Genomic DNA, 15,180 nt, shown 5'->3' on the forward strand with positions numbered 1-15,180 from the left:
AAAGCCTTTCACACGGAGGCGTCATGAAAAAAAGAAACACAGTGATCTCTGTCGTTGGTGTCCTTGTCCTTCTGATCATCCTGGTGGGCCTCGGCAGCGCTGTCTGGCGCAGCCACGCGCAGGAGAAACGGGCCATCGAAACCCTGAAACGGGCCGAAGCCCTCCTCACCGAAGAGAAGCCCCTGGAGGCCCTGGCCCTTCTGCGGCGCGTCCTGCCCCAGGATTCCGACAGCCTGCAGGAACACAAGGCCACCCTGGAAATCAGGGCCCACCTCGATATGCGCAACGTCCCGAGGCTCCTGCACCTGTACGACCGACACCCCCACCTCTTCCTGCCCCATGAGGAGGCGGCCCTGTTTGTCTGCCGGGCCTTGCTCCAGACAGGCAACAAAGAGCCCTACAATGCCCTGCGCCAGAGCTGGAAAGGCCGGGAGACCAATGCCGGGGCCTGGCTTGCCCTGGACGTGGACGCCCTTCTGGTGGAAGGCAAGCGGGACGCCGCCCTTGCCCTGCTGAACGAGGAACGCGCCGATGTGGATACTGAGACAGTCCGGCTGATTCGCCTGGCCCTTCTCAGCGCCCCGGACCATTTGGAAGAGGCCTGGGGCTACCTGGAAGAGGCCTCCCTGCTGGCCCCTTACAACAGCGACATCCGCCTCTTCCGCGCCCAGATCCTGGAGCAGCTCGGAAAACCGGCCGAAGCGCGGGTGGAATATGTGGCGGCCCACCTCGCCGAACCGGACAACCCACGGGTCAGGGACCAGCTGGCCGAATTCTACCGACGCCAGGGCAACCCGAACCTGGCCCTGGCCACCTGGGAAGGGGGCCTGACCCCGACGGCTCCGGGGTATCTCTGGCTCAAGGCCATGTTCTGGAGTCGCATGGCCACCCCCCTGGACCGGGACTGGACCCAGGCCACCTACCCGGAGGAGCGTCTTACCCCTCTTCTGGTCTGGTTCGGCAACCTGCCTGCCACAAGCCTGTGGAGCAACGAAACCTTTTTCCAGATCCCCGATCGCAACCTCTTTCTCTCCACCCGCCAGGAACTCTTCTGGATGCGGGTGGTGGACCACCTTGCCCGTGACCAGGAGAACCAGGCCCTGCTCCTGCTGGAACGAAACCCCTTTAAAACCCGCTCCTGGAACCCGGAAATAGAAGAAGCCCTGGTGGCGGCCCTGCGATTTCGAAAATGGGGTACCTTCCCCAGGGAGCCCATGGGGTCGCTTTCCGCCGACAGCTCCCACCCCCTGTTCCGTCAACTGGGCACCGACACTGCCGAGCCCTCTCCGGAGCTGGCCGCTCTCATCAAAAGTCCGGAGGCATTCTCCGCCATCTTCCTTGCCGGTGGCTGGCTGGAGGCGGCCCTTCTCCTTCACCGCATGCCCGAGCTTTCCGAAGATTTTCCGGGCTGGGTCGCCTACGGCCTGACCCAGGCTATCCGTTACAATCGAAGCACTGAAGAGGCCTTGGCTTTTGCCGCAAGGCAGCCCCAGAGCCCGGCACTCACCGTGCTCACCGGAGAGCTGCTCTTGTCCGAGAACCGAATCGACGACGCCATGACACACCTGGCCGAATTGGCAAAAAGCCCTTCGGATGCAGGATTCCGTGCGGCCTGGCTCAAAACCATGGTCCACCTGGACAGGGGAGAGATTGAGGCGGCCGAGCAGACCCTCTCCGACCAGCCGGGCCTGGCCGACAGCCTTACCGGCCAGGAGCTCCTGGCACGCATCGCCATTGCCAAAGACGACCCTGAACAAGCCACACGCATCTACACCGAGGTGATGACAGAATCAGCCGAGGCCAAGGTGTGGCTGGCCAGGCAGGCCTTTGCAGACAAACGCTGGGATGAGGCGCGCCGCCTCACCACCGAGCTCAACGCCCTGTTCCCTGACAGCCTGCAGTTCCGGGCCAACCTCGCCGCCATTGCAGAGGCAGAGGATAAAAGCAACGAGGTAGCGCCATGAACCGACTTCGCAGCCGTCCTGTCATTCCCACGCTCCTGGCCCTCTGTTTTGTCCTGATCTGGCTTCAGGACACAGGATGGGCCCAGTCCCTCTCCGACACCCTGCCTGTGCTTGCTGCCCTGCCCCTGTTTTACTGGCTGGGCAGGCCCTGGCAGCTTTCCGGGGAGCCGTCGCCTCCGTCGAGTCCCTTTCTTCTTGTGGGCATTGCCCTCTTTGCCCTTGGGCTCATCACCGGTGTGGCCTTGTTTCCCGCCCTGGGCTGGACAGCCTTTCTCTGGAGCTGGCTCTCTCCCCGCCTTGACCCGGCAGCCCGGCGCAGGGTGATGAAACTTATGCCCCTTCCCGTCATGGCCTTTCCCTGGCTCCTGCTGGACGGACGACCCGTGGGGTGGTGGTTCCGCCTGAGCGGCGCCGAAGCCACCGAGGGGGTCTTCACCCTCCTGCAGCTGGATGTCCTCCGCCAGGGAACCCGGCTCCTCGTGGAAAACCTTCCCGTGGACGTGGCCCCGGCCTGCTCCGGCCTCAACACCCTCCAGGCCATGCTCATTGCAGGCATTGCCCTGGCCTACCTGGAGCTGGGCGCAACCCGTCTCTACTGGATCTCCCTCCCCCTGCTCGTGGTGGCCGCCTGGGCAGCCAACACCCTGCGCATCATCGCCATCACCGGCACGGCCCTGGCCTTCGACCCGGAAACCGCCATGGGCATCTTCCATACCCTGGGCGGGTGGCTGGTCATCGTGATAATGTTCCTGCTCTGCTTTGGAACGTTTCGCTTCCTGGCGACCCATGCGCCCCTGCCTGCCGGGGAAGGCGCCCCATGAACCAGGCCCCCGACGCATCCGGTGCCGTTAAGGATCAGGGACTCTGGGCCCTCCTTGTTCGCCTCCGGCTCGCCGAGGCAGCGGTCTTTGCCTACTGCCTGTGGCATGCCCGGGACCTGCTTGCCGCCTGGCAGCGAAGCCCCCATGACCGCCTGGGCTGGCTGGCCCTGTTTATCTGGGGCCTGCCCATCCTCTTCCGAGGCCGCCACCTGAAAAAGGGCCGACCGCTGGGCCAGCCCCACCTCCTTGCCCTGGGTCTTTTCCTCTCCTTCATCGGGGAACTCGGTTCCCTGAACCTTCTCAACCACCTGGGACTGGCCTCGGCCCTTGCAGGACTGGCCGGCCTCACCCCCCGGCAGCTCCCCTGGCTCCTCACCGCCATCAGCTGGATGCCCCTTCTGGGATGGGTGGGCAGCCATCTGTTTCCTTTCATGATCCTGCCCATGCGACTGGCCCTTGCAACGGCAGGCACCGGTTTCTTTTTCCTTTCATCGGCCCCCCCATCGGAGACTGCGTCGTGTCCAACCTAACCCGTATCCTCCTTCTCCTGAGCGTTGTCATCGCCCTGCTCTTTGGCCTGGCCTCGGCAAAGCACGCCCACCGGGAACAGCCCTCCCGCCTGGACCATCTGCCCATCAACGGATCCGGATACGCAGGAAAGGACATACCCCTTACCCAGACAGAGCAGTCGGTCTTCGGCAACGCCCGTGTGGTCAAGCGTCTCTATCACTTCGGCAGGTTCCCCTTTGTGCTCATGGCCATCGACGGCTCCAGGTACCGTCACGCGGTCCACGACCCCACCTACTGCTTCCGGGGCATGGGCTGGGAGGTGGCGCACCGCAGCCCCATCCCCATGGAAGGGGGGGAATCATGCCTGCTCACCCTCGCAAGGGAAGGAGAAAAACGGCGGGTCCTTTACTGGTTCACCAACGGGGCCACACGCCACAACTCCGTGGTCCGGTACTGGTTCCAGACAACCCTGAGACGGCTTACCTTCGGCCTTTCCGGGCCGGAGCCCCTCTTTGTCGTCATTCAGCCCGCAGGGGACTTAGTGCCCCCGTGGCACCGGGTCATCCATCATTTCGGGCCGGTCCATGATCTCTGATAAATGAGTCAACACATCCACCGACATGGCAATAAGCCCAATGCGCATCGTAAAATTCAGCGAATGGCAGATTCTCAGCAAAATCATGGCCATCTCCATCATCAGCGTTGCCCTGCTGATCCTGGTCATCCTGGGGTATTTCATGCCCCTTGCGGAAAGGAAAATGCTCGCTGAAAAAAAAGAGGGGCTCAAAAACGTCGTGGATACCACCTTCGGCATGTTCCAGGAGTACGCCGACCTCATCAGGGAGGGAAAAATCAGCAAAACGGAGGCAAAAAAGCAGTTCGCCCGCCGCCTCAGGCCCCTTCGATTCAGTGAAAACAGTTACTTCTGGATCAATGACGTGGACTCCACCATGGTCATGCACCCCATCATGCCGGAGCTTGAGGGAAAAAACCTCAACGACCGGAAAGATTCCAAGGGCAACCTCCTCTTTCAGGACTTCCTTAAGGTCAGCAAAGCACACGGTGCAGGATACGTGGACTACATGTGGGCCAAGGCAGGAAAAGAAAAACCGGTTCCCAAGCTCTCCTATGTCCGGCTCTACGAACCCTGGGGCTGGATCCTCGGCAGCGGCATCTACATCGATGATGTCTACGAAGACATCAACCAGCTGCGCCTCTTCCTGCTGACCAGTGTCGCCCTGTTTGCAACCCTCACCATCACCCTTGCCGTTTTCATCGGAACCGGTATCACCCGCCCGCTCCAAAAGGTCATCGAAGGGCTTCAGGACATTGCCGGAGGCAAGGGGCGGGCCGGCCTGACCAAGCGCATCGCCATCACTTCCATCGATGAAATCGGCCTGCTCTCCACAGAGTTCAACAGCCTCATGGACGCCATCAACAGCCTGGCGGTCTTTAAAAACGTCATTGAAGAAGACGACTCCCTGGAGGAGGTTTACCAGAGGCTCGGCGACCTTTTCACGCAGACCATCGGCATCCCCCGGTGCTTTATCTTCCAGGTCGTCAGCTCAAAGAGCAAGCTGGAGCTGACCTACCCCGGCCCCTTTGATCAGGAAGAGATGGTGTGCAGCCAGCTGATCCTGGATGACAATGCTCTCTGCAAGGCAAAGCGCACCGGCCACCTGATCACCTCCTCCCACTTTCCCTCCGTATGCAGGCAATTCACCTGCCAGACAGAGGAGCACCACTACTGCATTCCCATTGTGGTGGGCGGCGCCACCGTTGCCGTGGTGCAGCTTCTCTTCCCGGAACCCATCGGCCAGGAGGGGATCAAAGAGAGGGAGACAAAGCTCTTCAAGGCAGAGCAGTACATCAACGAATCCCTTGCGGTCATCGAAACCAAACGGCTGATGAACTCTCTTCAGGATGCGGCCCTCATCGACCCTCTCACCGGCCTGTACAACAGGCGCTACCTTCAGGAATACACGGAGAAAATCGTGGCGGGCGTCCTGAGACGGGGAAAAAACATCGGGCTGATCATGTGCGACCTCGACTACTTCAAGCAGGTCAACGATACCTACGGCCACCATGCAGGGGACCTCGTCCTGCAGGAGACCGCCAAAACCATTGCTCAAAGTGTCCGGGACTCGGATATCGTCATCCGTTTTGGCGGCGAGGAGTTCCTGGTGGTTCTCCTCGACATCAACGACGGCGAGAGCATCGACATCGCGGAAAAAATCCGGTTGAAGGTCCAGCAGGTCAAGTTCAGGCTCCCTGATGGTGTCATTCAAAAAACCATCAGCCTCGGCGCAAGCGAATTTCCCAAGGACACGGACACGCTGTGGAGCTGCATCAAATACGCAGATGTGGCGCTCTACCGGGCCAAGGAAGAGGGTCGCAACCGGTGTATCCGGTTTCTCACGGAGATGTGGACGGAAGATCAGATCTGACGGCAGCCCCATGCAACCGCGAGATGAGAAGGATGTGCCCCATGAAATTCACCCAGAAAATCATGCACATGACGCGCAGGTTGAGGCTCCTGGCCGACAAGGGATATTACCCGGCCTACCTGAGGCACCAGGGGGTGCGCATCGGCAAAGACGCCGTGATCCTCTACCCGTCCTACATCGACGGCCGCATGCCCTACCTTGTGGAAATCGGTGACAACGTGGTTATCAGCCTGAACGTCACCATTCTCACCCACGACGCCACCAGCGCCTGGGCCGGAGACCTCATCAAGGTGGGACGGGTCGTCATAAAAGACCATTGCTTCATCGGCGCCGGAAGCACCATCCTCTGCAACACCACCATCGGACCCAACGCCATCGTGGGAGCAGGCTCCGTGGTGAGCCGGGACATCCCGCCGGACATGGTCTATGCAGGCAGCCCGGCCCGGTTTGTCTGCACCATGGAGGAGTTCACCCGCAAGAGCCGAGAGGCCGCAACGCACCGCCCCCTTATGGAGGGACGCCATTTTCAGCACCCGTATATCCCCCAGCAGCAGAGGGACGCCCTGAAACAAAGCCTGGACGACGGGTTCGGGTATTTTTGTGCGAGGTTGCCGGATAAAAAAGAGGCTAAGGGCTAAAGGGAATAGGGAATAGGGAATAGGGAATAGGGAAAATAGCGGGATAGCCGTAGCTGTCAAGGGAAACCACACCAACCCGACACAGGCGGAATACCATGTTTGAAAACATCCGGGCGGACCTTGCCGCCCACAAGGGCGACTGGGGATCCCAGGGATTCTGGGCCATGGTCATCTACCGATTCGGGAGGTGGCGATACACCATCGGAAACCGCTGGCTGAGGATGCCCTTTTCCCTGCTCTACAAAATCGCCTTCAAGGCTGTTCAGGTGGTGGCGGGCATTGAGCTGCCCTGTGAGGTCAACGTAGGAAAAGGGTTCCGCATCGACCATTTCGGCGGGGTGGTGATCAGCGGGTTCGCCTCCTTCGGAGACCATTGCGTCATCCGCAACGGGGTGACCGTGGGACTGCAACGCACCGACGAGCCCGCAGCCCCAGCCATCGGAAACCATGTGGACATCGGTGCCGGAGCAAAGGTTCTTGGCCCCATCACCATCGGTGATCATGTGGAGATCGGAGCCAATGCCGTGGTCATCCGGGATGTTCCCTCCCACGCCATCGCCGTGGGAATCCCCGCCCGCGTCATCAAAAAAGGAGGCACCACATGACCCGTCCCCTCCCCAGCATCGGCGTGGTGATTATCGGCATCAACGTTTCCCGGTATATCGACGGATGCATCCGCTCGGTACTCTCCTGCGACTATCCCGCAGAAAAACTTGAGATCATCTATGTGGACGGCGGCTCCGACGACGGGAGCCCGGAGATAGCCGAAACCTTTGAAACCGTCAAGGTGATTCGCCTGGACCATCCCCACCCCACACCGGGTCGCGGGCGAAACGCGGGGTGGCGGGCGTCGTCCGCGCCCCTTATTCAGTTCATGGACGCGGACACCACCCTGGAGCCGGGCTGGTTCCGGGCGGCCCTGCCGCACCTGAAGGACCGGACCCCTTGTGTCTGCGGTTTCAGACGGGAACGCCACCCGAAACGCAACAGGTACCACCTCCTCACCGAAATGGAATGGGGCTACGAAGAGGGGCCCTGCCGCTACTTCGGCGGTGAGGTACTCCTCTACCGATATGCCCTGGAGGAGACCGGCGGGTTTGATGACGAGCTCGTGGCCGGAGAAGACCCCGAGCTGAGCCGCCGGATTCGCAAAACAGGCTGGGAAATCCTGCGGCTTGCGGCCCCCATGAGTACCCACGACATCAACATGAACACCTTCGGCCAATACCTCAGGCGAGCCTATCGAAGCGGCCACGCTTACGCCGAGATCGGCCTGAAGTTTGCTTCCAGCTCCGACCCCCTCTGGCTGCGGGAACTCCTTCGGATCTCGGTTCGGGGAGGTCTTCCCCCAGCGCTCATCGCAGCAGGCCTTCTTACCGGGTATCCCCTCATGGGCCTTGCGGTGGCCCTGCTCATTGCCGCCAAGCCCTTCTACACGCTGGGCCGCATTGCCCGCAGGTTCCGCTGTTCCATGCCCCAGGCCCTTATCTATGCCGGCCATTCTGCCTTTGTGGTCTTCCCCCAGTTTGCCGGGGTCATCCGCTACCTTGCGGGCCGCCTCCTGGGCCGCCCCCTGCACAACACCCTCGGCTGACCCCCACTCACTATTAGCTATTAAATATTTACTGTTCACCACTCACCAGCCAAAGGTCACCATGCAACCCACCGACACCGTCCTGATTTTAGGAATCCCCCTGGACAACCTCACCATGGAGGAGACTGTCGACCGTATCCATGACATGGTTGCCGCCTACCGCAGCGACGGGAAACCCAGACTTGTCGCCACGGTCAACGTGGACTTCCTCGTCAACACCCTCAGCTGGTTTTCCGGCGCCCCCCGACACCCCGAGCTCCTGGGCATCCTCCAGCACGCGGACCTCGTCACCGCCGACGGCATGCCCCTGGTCTGGGCCAGCCGCCTTTTGGGCAACCCGCTGAAGGAGAGGGTCACCGGAGCCGACCTCGTCCCCAAACTCGCCCTTGCCGCCCCCGGCAAAAAGCTCTCCCTCTATTTTCTGGGAGGACGGGGCGACGTGGCCAGAGAGGCCGCCGAATGCCTGAAAAAGAAAAACCCCGGCATGCTCATCGCCGGGGTGGATTCCCCCTTTGTCCACATTGAAGGGGAGAAACTGGCCGAGGCCGATGAAGACGACACCGAGGTTATCGGGCGCATCAATGAAGCCGAACCGGACATTTTGCTGGTGGCTTTCGGAAACCCCAAGCAGGAGGCATGGTTCCACCGCAATCGCCATCGCCTCAAGGCGGCCGTCACCATCGGCATCGGCGGCACCTTCGAGTTCATCACCGGCAGCGTCTCCCGTGCCCCGATATGGATGCAGAACGCCGGGCTTGAATGGGTGTACCGCCTCATCCAGGACCCCACGCGCCTCTGGAAACGCTACATCGTCGGGCTGGTGAAGTTCTCCGTCATGGTGCTGCCCATCATCGTGCAGGACCGGTGGAAAAGGCTCCGGTTTGGCACCCCGAAAAACGACACGTCCGAGCCCCTCGCGCCCCAGGAGGATACCCCCCTTAAAAACGAACTCAACGTGGTCCCCCTGCCAAACGAACTCGACGCATCGGTGGTGGCCGAGCTAAAGCAGCAACAGGAGGAGTGGCTGGCCCACGGCAACGGGCTGGTCCTTGATTTCCGCAATGTCCGGTTCATCGACTCATCGGGCTTGGGGTTTCTTCTGGGCCTTTGGAAAAAAGGCTCTGCCCGGTACGCGGGATTTCACATGGCCGGGGTGCAGCCCCAGGTGATGAAAACCCTCAAGCTCAATCGGGTGGCGTCCCTGCTCTCCGACCACATGGTGGAAGATCTTAAGGAGATCGAAAACTCCCAGCAGGCTCCGGTGCTGCACCGCCCGTTTTACCATACCCTGACATCCTCGGAAAAAAGCCGTGAACTCCAGCTCTTCGGAGCCCTTGACGCAGCTCAGATGCAGGAATTCGATACCCAAAGGCTCCTCAAAGCCGTCGCCTCCCGACATCTCATCCTGGATCTGACCCACCTCAACTTTGTGGACAGCACCGGCCTGATCCTTCTGCTCAAAGTAAAAAAAACCGTTGCGTCATCCGGCCACACCTGTCTTACTTGTGGTGTCAATACACATGTTGCCCAAATGCTCCGTGTCACGAGACTGGACCATTTTTTCCCTTCTCTGCAGGACATCCGAAAGGCAAGGGCCGCCCTGGATAAAACCATCCTCTCCTGAAACCGTGCCCCGGGCCCTGCACCCCGGTCCCCAGCCCGAAAACACAGTGACCCCTCACAGGCAACAGCCCTGTCTGTTTCGCCTTAACCACGCATGCAAGGAGGTGCCATGTCCATCATCACAATATCCAGGTCATTCTGCAGCAAAGGAAGCGTTGTTGCGGAAAAAATCGCCACTGCCATGGGGTATGACTGCATCTCGCGGGAGATCCTCCTGGAGGCATCCGAACAGTTCAATGTCCCGGAAATCAAGCTGGCCAGGGCCATCCACGACGGGCCTTCCGTATACGATCGGTTCTCCCACGGTAAGGAGTGCTACATTGCGTTTATCAAGGCGGCCCTTCTCAACCGCCTTAAAAAAGGAAACGTCGTCTACCACGGATTGGCCGGACATTTTTTTGTTCAGGACATTCCCCACGTCCTGAAGATACGGCTCCTTTCGGACATGCAGACACGCATCGCCGACGAGATGGCCCGGGAACAGGTCACCGAAGAGATCGCCCGGAAACGGATCGCAAAGGATGACAAAGAGCGCTGCAACTGGAGCCATCACCTCTACAAAATCGACACCCGGGACCCCGAACTCTACGACTTGAGCATCAACCTCCGGCACGTCTCCGTGGAGGATTGCGTCACCATCATCCGCAACACCGCTGACCTGGCCTACTTCCGTGAATCCGGCGAAACAAAAAGCAGATTGGAAAACCTGGCCCTGGCCGCTACGGTCCGGGCTTCCCTTGTGAATCGCTATTACAACGCCGAGGTGACCACACGAGAAGGAAGCGTGGTTATCAAACTGCCCGACCCGGTGACCAAGGTCGACAAGACAAAGGAAGAGATCAGATCCCTTCTGACGGAGATCAAAGGCATCAAGGACATCTACATGGACATCAAGTCCAGCTCCATGCCGCGGACGGCCATGCACAAATAAGCACGGCAAAACCCCCGGGCCCGGGTATTTCATGCAAAAGGGAGCACCCGACTCGTGAAATATCCTGGCGGGGATACCCGCCGTTTGCAGGGCGCTGAAAAAAAGCGAAAATTTTCCATTGAAATTACCGTGTTCCGCGCCTATGATGCGCCCCTTGATAGACAAGCAAACTCATTTCTGACCCTTGGAGACGCACAATGCCCATTGTTACCCTGTCCAGTACATCCCAAATAAAACGCAAACTTATCGCGGAACGCATTGCCGAAAGGCTCGGCCACACCTGCATGTCCAGGGAGGTAATCCTCGAGGCATCCGAACAGTACAATGTTCCGGAAATCAAGCTCGCCAAGGCCATCCACGACAGCCCCACCATCTTTGAGCGACTGTCCAACGGCAAGGAACGGTACATCGCCTTTTTCCGGACGGCCCTTTTGAATAACCTGAAACAAGGCTCCATTGTCTACCACGGCATTGTGGGGCATTTTTTCGTCCAGAGGGTTCCCCATGTCCTGAAGGTGAAAATCATCGACAGCATGGAAAACAGAATCAAAGAGGAGATGGAGCGGGAAGACGTGCCTGAAAACGTGGCGAGAAAACGTGTTCTCCAGGAAGACAAGGAGCGCTACAACTGGTGCTCGTCCCTGTACAAGATGGATACCCGGGACCCGGAGCTCTACAACATGGTCATCAACTTAGAGCGCATCTCTGTGGATGACTGCGTGGACATCATCTGCCACACCCTTGAAAAAGAGTCCTTCAAAGATACCGAAGAGGCGAAAAAACAGCTGAACGACATGGCCCTGACGGCCACGGTCAAGGCAGCCATCGTCCAGAAATACAGCGAAGCCAAAGTGGCTTCCCACAACGGCAACGTGGTCATCACCATGGACCCGCCCGTGGCACAGATCCCCAAAAAGAAACGGGACATCCGCGCCCTGACCTGCGGCATCGAAGGGATCAAACACCTGGAGCTGGACCTCAAGGCCAAAACGATTCCACGGACGCCGATGCATAAGTAACAGGTAAGCAGGTCATAGGAAAAACAGGTCACAGGCCTATGACCCATGACCTATGACCTTTTTTTCCTGCTTTTTAAGCACCATCGCCGTCCGGGCGGGCAGATAGGTATAAATCAGGTGCCCGCCCTTGGCGTCGGGGAACGAAAAGAAACGCTGCTCCTCTTCGATACGGCCCTGGCCCCCGAAACGACGGGCGTCGCTGTTCAGGTGCATGTTGTAATCACCGGGGCTCACGGACACGGGATGGTCCACCCAGGACTCGGTGGGATGAAAGTTGAAGATATAAACCATGGCTCCCCTTTCAAAGGCGAGCCATTTTTTTATGCGCGAAATCCCCAGGAGCCGGATGGGGGCCTCGCCAAAAAGACCGCCATCTTGAATAAGGGCCGTCATGGCCCGGTCAAAGCTTGCCAGAAATGGGTATTTCAGGTCCGGGTTGTCCACCAGGCTCCACTGCCGCCTGGCATAATGACCGGACCAGTCATTGCCGTGGCGGGGAAAATCGATCCACTCCGGGTGGCCGAACTCATTGCCCATAAAGTTAAGATACCCGCCGCTGGCTGTTGCAAAGGTGATGAGGCGGATCATCTTGTGGAGGGCCATGGCCCGCTCGATGAGCGGATCGGTGTCGTCTTTTCCCATGTGATCGTACATGGCGGCCCCGGCCATGCGGAAAAAATGGGTCTGGTCCCCCACCAGGGCCTGGTCGTGGGATTCGGCATAGCTGATGGCAGGCTCCCTGTACCGCCCGTTGGTCAACTCGTACCAGATCGTGTCGAGATTCCAGGACTCATCGGGCACCTCCTTGATGAGCTTGGTCCAGAGGTCGGGAAGCCCCATGGCAAACCGATAGTCAAACCCGGTTCCCCCGAGTTCCCGGGGAAGGGCCAGGCCCGGCATACCACTCACATCTTCGGCAATGGAAAGGGCCGAGGGACGGATCTCGTGGATCAACCGGTTGGCAAGGGAAAGATAGACCAGCGCCTCCTCGTCCACCTCCTCCCCGTAATAGTCGTCATACGACGTAAAGCACCTGCTCATGCCCCGGTGGTGGTAAAGCATGCTGGTGACTCCGTCAAACCGGAACCCATCCAGGCGATACGTCTCCAGCCAGTACCGGCAATTGGAAAGCAGAAACCGGACCACTCCCTCTTTCCCATAATCAAAACAGCGTGAATCCCACCCCTCGTGGTGCCCCCTGCTGCCGTCGTGAAAGTAGAGGTGAGAGGTGCCGTCCTGGCGGCTCAAGCCCTCCACCTCGTTGCCCGCCGAGTGGGAGTGAACCAGATCGATGATCACCCGGATCCCCATGCCGTGGGCGGTGTCCACAAGGCGCATAAAGGCCTCGGGGGTTCCGAACCGGGACGAGACGGCAAAGTAACTGGTCACGTGGTACCCGTAGGACCCATAATAAGGATGCTCCAGGATCCCCATCAGCTGAATCGTGTTGTATCCCGCCTTTTTGATGCGGGGCAGCACATGATCCGTGAAATGGTCGAACCCGGCCACGTCGCCCTTCTCCCCGGCCATGCCCACATGGGCTTCGTACACCAGGGGGGGGACGCCCTCTTCGATCATGGGCCGGTTCCGCCACACATAGGGCTCCGGGCGCCATGCCTGGGCGTTGAAAAGAAGGGTCTCGGGATCCTGAACCACCCGATGGGCATGGGACGGGATGCGGTCTCCTGCGCCCCCTTCCCAGTGGATACGAAATCGGAACAGGGTGCCGTGGGGCATCTCCTCTTCGGGAAGAGTGATGTCCCAGATATCCGACCCGTATCGGCGCGTGAGGGCATACTCGGGCCTCTCCTGCCAGTGGGAAAAGGTCCCCACAAGATACACGGCCGTGGCATTTGGCGCCCACTCCCCGATACGCCAGGTGCCCCCTTCGTACCTCGGGCCATAGACAAGGTGGGTATCGGCAGCGTCCCTCAGGCTCCCGTGCCGGGACAGAAGCTTTTGGGCAAGGCTCACCTTCTCCAGGCGTCTCACCAGTACCGATCCGTAGGGTTTCAGCCAGGGATCCAGGCTGATGAGGGTCGCGGCCAGTTCTCCGGCATGGTCCAGGCCCGTACAGCTGTACCCGTTTCCCGTTTCGCTACACAATAAAGGGCCGTTCAAGCATCGTCTCATAAAGGTCAATGTACCTGTTCGCCGTTACGGTGTGATTGAAGGTCCTGCGACTCTCATCCATGATGCGGACAATCTGGGATCGTTTGAAGGCCTCGGGCTTCCGCCAGAAGACCATGGCCTCATCAACGGCCCAGCGCAGGCCGGAGGAGTCGTAGGAGTTAAACAGAAACCCGTTGCCCGTGCCCTCCTCGGCATTGAGGTGGGTGACGGTGTCGTGGATCCCGCCGGTGTCGCAGGCCACGGGCAGGGTGCCGTACAGGGGACCGATCATCTGGGGCAGGCCGCACGGCTCGAACCTTGACGGCATGAAGAGAAAGTCCGACGCTGCATAGGCCAGCCGGGAAAGGGACTCCTCAAAGGGAGCCAGGGCCACCCTGGACTGAAGGTTAAAGGTCCGGATGATCCTCTCAAAATGGGGTTTAAAGGCCCCGTCGGCCACCATCACCACCTGCATGCCGTCATGCCAGTAGTGGGACAGGGTCTCGTAGAGGATCTCCGCAAGGAGACCGCACCCCTTCTGCAAAGGATCCAGCCGGGACGGCCAGAAAAAGAGGGGCGCCCTGTGATCCGCCGTGAGGCCCAGTTTCTCCTGGAGATGGATCTTGTTGGACCGCTTGCCCGCCTTATGGCTTTCCGCGGTATAATTCCTGAAAATGGCCGTATCGGTCTCTGGATCGCAGGTGTCGTCCGGGGCGTTCAGGATCCCGGCGGCACATCCCGCGTGCCACTTGTTGGCCAGCTCCTGCCGCAACTGGCTTGTGACCATGTCGTGTCCGCCATGGACAATCTCCCGGAAAAAGGTGGGGCTCACCGTGTTGACATAATGGGATGCAAACACCCCGCTCACCAGGTAATCCACGGGGATGGTGTCCCGGGATGCCTCGTAGTTCCCGGGGGGCCGGGTAAAATAGAGGTGCTGCCAGAAATCCGCCGTGTCGATGCCCCGGTCTTCGATGGTTGCCATCACCGTCTCCCTGCTGTGGACATTGTGCAGGGTAAACAGGCAGGGAATCCCCACCCGCCTTGCCATGGCGGGAATCAGCCCGGTCATCCAGTCGTTGCAATGGATCAGGTCCGGTTTCACCCTCGGGATCACGTTGTTGATCACCTCACGCTGAAAGGCCAGAGAGATCTTCACGTCTTCCCCGTTGTACCCCGAATAGATCTGATCGAGGTAGAAAAAAGCCCTGTCTTCGGCCAGATGGATCCGGTCGCTGGTGATGGAGTTCCGGATCCGATCCACCTCCTCGTCAAAATCGTTTCGCAACTGGTCCCTGAAAATCGCCCGGTAGTTGGGCAGGGTCACGTGGACATCTCCCCCCTGTTCGTAAAGCGCCCGAATAAGGGAAGACGAGACATCCGCCAGCCCCCCGGCCTTGGCGTGCATTTTGTCCGCCCCCTCCCCCATGCCTGCGGGAAGGTAGGTAATCTCTGGCGTAACAATAAGCACCCGGGGCGTTTTATTCCGAGATGTGGGCATGTTGGTTTTCTCCGGCGGCG

13 protein-coding genes are annotated in these 15,180 nt (G+C 59.7%); 11 read left to right on the forward strand and 2 right to left on the reverse strand.

Translation table 11 applies throughout. The annotated features are described in order from the left end of the window. Window positions 1–23 precede the first annotated feature (23 nt). The 11 genes from ACOYW0_RS02110 (at window position 24) to ACOYW0_RS02160 (ending at window position 11,547) form a co-directional block, all read left to right on the forward strand. Window positions 24–1,964, forward strand: a complete 1,941-nt coding sequence (locus ACOYW0_RS02110) for a tetratricopeptide repeat protein (protein WP_482416938.1) — start codon at window positions 24–26, stop codon at window positions 1,962–1,964. Further along, window positions 1,961–2,785 carry an exosortase/archaeosortase family protein gene (locus ACOYW0_RS02115; protein ID WP_482416939.1) on the forward strand — a complete coding sequence of 275 codons (825 nt, stop codon included), beginning with the start codon at window positions 1,961–1,963 and terminating at the stop codon, window positions 2,783–2,785. Before ACOYW0_RS02110 ends, ACOYW0_RS02115 begins: the two co-directional genes overlap by 4 nt. Further along, window positions 2,782–3,315 carry a hypothetical protein gene (locus tag ACOYW0_RS02120; protein ID WP_482416940.1) on the forward strand — a complete coding sequence of 178 codons (534 nt, stop codon included), beginning with the start codon at window positions 2,782–2,784 and terminating at the stop codon, window positions 3,313–3,315. The genes ACOYW0_RS02115 and ACOYW0_RS02120 overlap by 4 nt, the downstream gene beginning before the upstream one ends. Beyond that, window positions 3,303–3,890: an exosortase-associated EpsI family protein gene (locus ACOYW0_RS02125; RefSeq protein ID WP_482416941.1), complete on the forward strand. Its 588-nt coding sequence runs from the start codon at window positions 3,303–3,305 to the stop codon at window positions 3,888–3,890. Before ACOYW0_RS02120 ends, ACOYW0_RS02125 begins: the two co-directional genes overlap by 13 nt. Window positions 3,891–3,930: 40 nt before the next feature. After that, window positions 3,931–5,742 carry a diguanylate cyclase gene (locus ACOYW0_RS02130; RefSeq protein WP_482416942.1) on the forward strand — a complete coding sequence of 604 codons (1,812 nt, stop codon included), beginning with the start codon at window positions 3,931–3,933 and terminating at the stop codon, window positions 5,740–5,742. A gap of 41 nt (window positions 5,743–5,783) precedes the next feature. Next, window positions 5,784–6,380: an acyltransferase gene (locus ACOYW0_RS02135; RefSeq protein ID WP_482416943.1), complete on the forward strand. Its 597-nt coding sequence runs from the start codon at window positions 5,784–5,786 to the stop codon at window positions 6,378–6,380. Window positions 6,381–6,475: 95 nt separating this feature from the next. Beyond that, the gene (locus tag ACOYW0_RS02140; protein WP_482416944.1) at window positions 6,476–6,985 is read left to right on the forward strand and encodes a serine O-acetyltransferase; all 510 of its coding nucleotides are present in this window, start codon (window positions 6,476–6,478) and stop codon (window positions 6,983–6,985) included. Continuing rightward, window positions 6,982–7,974, forward strand: a complete 993-nt coding sequence (locus ACOYW0_RS02145; RefSeq protein ID WP_482416945.1) for a glycosyltransferase family 2 protein — start codon at window positions 6,982–6,984, stop codon at window positions 7,972–7,974. The genes ACOYW0_RS02140 and ACOYW0_RS02145 overlap by 4 nt, the downstream gene beginning before the upstream one ends. 61 nt (window positions 7,975–8,035) lie before the next feature. Beyond that, window positions 8,036–9,598 carry a WecB/TagA/CpsF family glycosyltransferase gene (locus ACOYW0_RS02150; protein ID WP_482416946.1) on the forward strand — a complete coding sequence of 521 codons (1,563 nt, stop codon included), beginning with the start codon at window positions 8,036–8,038 and terminating at the stop codon, window positions 9,596–9,598. Window positions 9,599–9,706: 108 nt separating this feature from the next. Beyond that, window positions 9,707–10,528 (forward strand): cytidylate kinase-like family protein, encoded by an 822-nt coding sequence (locus ACOYW0_RS02155; RefSeq protein WP_482416947.1) that lies wholly within the window; start codon window positions 9,707–9,709, stop codon window positions 10,526–10,528. A gap of 197 nt (window positions 10,529–10,725) precedes the next feature. Then, a complete protein-coding gene (locus tag ACOYW0_RS02160) occupies window positions 10,726–11,547 on the forward strand; it encodes a cytidylate kinase-like family protein (protein ID WP_482416948.1) in 822 nt (273 codons plus the stop codon). A 36-nt stretch (window positions 11,548–11,583) separates the two neighbouring features. Here the strand turns inward: ACOYW0_RS02160 and ACOYW0_RS02165 are convergent, their stop codons facing one another. Both ACOYW0_RS02165 and ACOYW0_RS02170 read right to left on the reverse strand, forming a co-directional pair. Next, window positions 11,584–13,668, reverse strand: a complete 2,085-nt coding sequence (locus ACOYW0_RS02165) for an alpha-amylase family glycosyl hydrolase (RefSeq protein ID WP_482416949.1) — start codon at window positions 13,666–13,668, stop codon at window positions 11,584–11,586. Continuing rightward, a complete protein-coding gene (locus ACOYW0_RS02170) occupies window positions 13,646–15,160 on the reverse strand; it encodes a glycogen synthase (protein WP_482416950.1) in 1,515 nt (504 codons plus the stop codon). Before ACOYW0_RS02170 ends, ACOYW0_RS02165 begins: the two co-directional genes overlap by 23 nt. Between the last annotated feature and the right edge of the window lie 20 nt (window positions 15,161–15,180).

Source organism: Desulfoluna sp. HI9BLuna (assembly GCF_056829775.1).